The sequence below is a fragment of the Pseudaeromonas pectinilytica genome (assembly GCF_054780855.1).
The window spans coordinates 1-4,545 of the sequence record NZ_BAAGVN010000274.1 but is presented as its reverse complement, the minus strand read 5'-3'; the positions used below and the strand labels follow the sequence as shown (position 1 = coordinate 4,545).

Annotated in this window: 1 protein-coding gene; it reads right to left on the bottom strand. The window is 57.6% G+C overall.

The features are described 5' to 3' along the window. Positions 1-34: 34 nt before the first annotated feature. Positions 35-4,545: hypothetical protein (locus ACYVG7_RS11180; protein WP_460883188.1), on the bottom strand; the 4,511-nt coding region annotated here is incomplete at its 5' end.

Here is a 4,545-nt window from a genome sequence, read left to right as displayed (position 1 = left end):
GAGTAGGCAGAGAAAATCCAAGCAAAACAACACGTTAGACGGTATTATTAATTCGCTTGCCGCTTAAGGTTCTGTACATGAGCATGGCATTGGTCGAAATCAGCACATTACCCCAGCGGTCCAGGGTCTGGGAGCTGACTGGGGCTGACTGAATATCGTTGAGCTTCGGTAACTTCTGTTTGATTAGACGCCCCAGCTTGTCATAGGTATTCAGCGTTGCACGGTCATCGCCTGTGCCACTACCCCCTTCAAGCGTATCGTTTGTGACATGGCCTAGCATGTCGTACCCAAAGCTGCGAGTGTCACCGTTGCTCTCGGTCTTGCGGATCATCTGCCCAGCTTGGTTATAGCTGTAGCTGTATTGCATTTGGGTGCCAATACCACTGCTGGCTATCTCCCCAAAGGCGTTGTAGCTACTGTTCTGGATTTGGGCATTTCCAGCCCCTCCTGAAATCACAGTGCCGGTCTGATGCCCGCGCTTGTCATAGCTGTAGGCCTGAGTCAGGGTGTAGTTGTCTGCGACCCCTGACCAGTACGCGACCGAAATAGTCGTCTTCTGGTTTAGTTGCCGACCACGCTTGTCGTATTCCTTGGTGGTGACAATCCCGTCCCCGTTGGTCACGCTAATAACGCGACCCATTTTATCGAGCTGGTACTGGGTGGTGATGCTGCCACCCACACCCACACCCGCACTGGCGCTGTCGGTCTGCAGCGCCAAATCCCCAAACGCGCTGTACTGGTAATCGGTAACCTGACGCCCGGAGGTGGTGGCATTGTAGGCACCGGTAGTGACCGCGTGAGCCACGCCGGAGAATTTAATCAACCGCCCCAGCGCATCATATTCTTTCTCGGTAAGGCCTTTGGCCGCGTTGGTCTCGGAGGTCTGGTTGCCCAGCGCGTCGTAAGTCCAGGATGTCTCGTAACTGTTGCCACCATTCCCCTTGAGGGTCTGGCTCAAGGTGCGCCCCAACGCATCGTAGGTGTAGGAGGTAGTCCGGTCGTAGCCGGTGGTTTCAGTCCCCACTGCGCCCCGGGTATATCCAGATAGGGAGATGGATGAGGCGGCTTGTGAATATTCGGTCTGGCTTATGACCTGACCCAGGGCGTTATAGCTCCAGGTGGACAGATATCCCAGAGCATCCACCTGGGCGGTGCGGTGCCCGGCATTGTCGTAGTAGGAGTAGGTATCGGCCCAGTTGCTGGCATCAATGCGATGGCGCTCCAGCACTACAGCACCAAAAGCATCGTACTGATAGGTGGTTTCGGTATTACTGGCATAGCTGGTGTTAGTGGCGGCATCGTACCCGCCAATCGACTGGCTAAACTCGCGCGTCAGTCGCCCCAGACCATCAAATTGCTTGGTCAGGGTGCGGTCCGCACCACTGGTCTTGACCAGCGACTGCAGCGCGCTCTCACTGTAGCTTTCGGCGGTCAGTCCCGACAGGGCGGTGGCATGGCGGATAACCTTTGTCTGGTTCAGCGCGGTATCGTACTGGTACTGGGTAACATACCCGTCCTCATCCACCTCGAAACGCACTCGGCCCATGGCATCGTAGGCTTTGTATTTGAAGTAGCCCAACTCATCCTGCTGTCGGACCGCACGGCCCTGGGCATCATAAGTCACCACCCGGGTGGTGCCATCGGCATTGGTGATGTGAGTCTGGCGATTGGCAGCATCGTAGCTGTAGGACATGGTCCGTGCATCCGTGGTTCCGGCGGCCTCGGTACGACTCAGCAGATTGCCATTGTTGTCATAGGTAAAGGTGGTTTGCAGAGCAAGGCTCGTGGTGGTGCCATTGCTTAACCGCACCGTAACGGCGGGCGCAGTCTCTTGTGTCAGTCGGTTGTTGGCATCGTACGCATAAGTCCAGGTATACCCGAGCTTGTTGGTAAACTTGGTTTTGTTGCCGCGCGCGTCATACACATACGACTCGGTCTTGCCTGCAGCATCTTTCACTGAAACCAGGCGACCGGCGGCATCATAGGTGTTGGTCGTTGTGCGCGCACTGGCGCTATTGGTGCTGGCAAAGTTTTCCAGATTGGCGGCGCTCAGCGTCCCGTTGGCGTTTAAGGCCCCGCCATAAATATCGGCATAGGCGGTCTGCTGGGTGACCCGTCCGGCAGTGTCATACTCCAGATGTACCACGGCATGACCACTGCCCTGGCGGGTTGCGGTCCAGACCGGGCGTCCAGCGCCATCATAAAGCGACTGCGTCAGATGGTCATTACTGCTATCGGTATCCGCGACATCGTGAGTTTTCACGGCAATCAGATTACCAAAGGCATCGTAACTGTTGGTGACAACCTGGCTGGTCGAGCTGCTGGCACCATAGAAGGCGCTTTGGGTGGTGGCGGTGACCAGGCCGCGCGCCTCATAGCTCAAGGCGGTCACAGCTTTATAGACAGTGCTGCCATTGCTCAAGTTGGCGGTGGTTTGATAGAGCTCACCGAACACGTTGTAACTGTAGGTAGTGGCGAGTTGCTGGGCATTGGATTGCGATATCTTCTGCCCCAGACGGTTGTAGCTGATACCGGTCACCCGCTGGTCGGCGGCATTGTTCTGCGTCAAACCGGTCAAGGCAGTATTGAGACCACCGGTAAGCCCCGTGGTGCTAATCCGCGTGGCCAGAGTGCGCGTCTCCGTCACCTGCCCGAACGCGTCGTACGAGGTGACCGTCACTTCACCCAGCGCGTTCACGGTGTGCGTCAAGCGACCTGAGGCATTGTAGTACAGGAAGGTGCTGCTATTGCGGCCATCCACGGTCCGCACCAAGCGGCCAGCCGCATCATAAAACGATTGAGTCGTACTGGTTCCCTTGGCCAGCTTGGTCACTTCACCAAACTGGTTGCGGGTGGTCGTCGTAGTGACTGCACCCAGCGTCTCGGTCACGAGCTGCCCATCGGCGTTATAGCCGTAACTGGTTGCGATACCATTGGCATCCGTTTTGGTTACCAGCTGCCCAATGGCATTGTATTGCAAGGTCGCTGTGGTTATCGGCGAGCCACCCGCGGCGGCGCGCAGCGTGCTTAGAGTGGAGCCTGTGGTGATACTCGTTGTAATGGCGGCGCGGTACAACAGCGTGCGCGTCTGGTTCGCTGATTCGTCATACACTGTTTCGGTCAATGCACCATCGGCACTCACCTGAGCAATGGGTCGCCCGGTATCGTCATACCACTGGTAGCTGTGACGGTCGTCGCCAGCGGCGGCGGGGCGCAATGCATCCAGAGTCCCGGTCGCGCGCGAAGCCGCAGTGGTGAGTGTGCTGTAGGCAATGGTGTGGGTCAGGCGTCCGGCACCATCATATACATATTCGGTCAGGTAGCCGGCAGCATCCAGCACCGCCCGCTTGAGGCCATCCTTGTCGTAAAAGTAGCGTGTGACCCGGTCATCCGCTGTCGTCGCCAGGTCGCCATCGGCGGAGCTACGCACTAAATTGCCCGCAGCATCATAGCTATTGGAGAGACGATGCCCCTCGGCATCCACCGTGGTCAGTAGGCGTCCGGCCGCGTCATAGGTAAACGCCGTAGTGCGGTCAGCAGCACTCGTTGCCGGACGGATAGCCGAGACCAGCGTTGGCACTACAGCGCTGCCATTGAACCAGCCGCTGGTGTTGATCGGCGTGGCATAGGTGATGGTTCTGACCACCTGACCTCGAGTGTTGTACCGGGTTTCGGTCACCAGTCCATCACTGTTAACCGTGGCACTCTGACGCCCAGCCTCATCGTAGAACACATAACTGCGTGCACCGCTGGCTGACTGGGTCATGCGCAGTCGACCGGAGGCATCGTAGACATAGCTTGTGGCGCGCGTAGTGGTCGTAGAGCCGTCGTTGGCCGTGATAGCCACGCTGCTCAACTGACCTGCGGCGTTATAGGTAGAAACCGTAATTGCCCCACCGGCATTGGTCACACGGATGGTATTGCCACTGTAGCTGGTTGACACGACATGACCCGCCGCGTCGGTTGAGGAGAGCAAGCGTCCCTCGCCATCGTAGGCATAGCTGGTTTGGTATTGGCTTGAGCCCTTTACCACAATCTGGTGCGCCAGCAAGCCTTGCGGGGTATAGCTGAACGACGTACGCACGGTACCCGTATCGGCAACACCATTGCCATTGCTGTCCACCGTGGCATAGGACACCGTCGCCGTGAGCTGGTCACGGCCATCGTAGGTGTAATCCGTCCGGCTGGTCATGGACTTGTCTTGCACAGCAACCCAGCTGTTGAGCGTGGCTTCGCTCAGTGCAGTGGTCGCCGCCAGTGACGCGGTAGCGTACTGGGCACCTTGATAACTAATGCTGGCGACCTTGTTGCCCACCGCATCATAGCGATTTTCACTGACCCGTCCTTCGGGGCTGATGACATAACGCAGGTGCTTTTCAGCGTCATACACATAACGGGTGGTTGCCACACCGACTGCGGTCGTGACACTGCTGCACACCAGCAGTTTATCGCTATACACCCAATCAGTTCGACTGCCATCGGCTGCCACCTGACTGGTGCGATTGCCCAAGGCATCGTAGGTATAGGTGGCAGTCACGACATTGG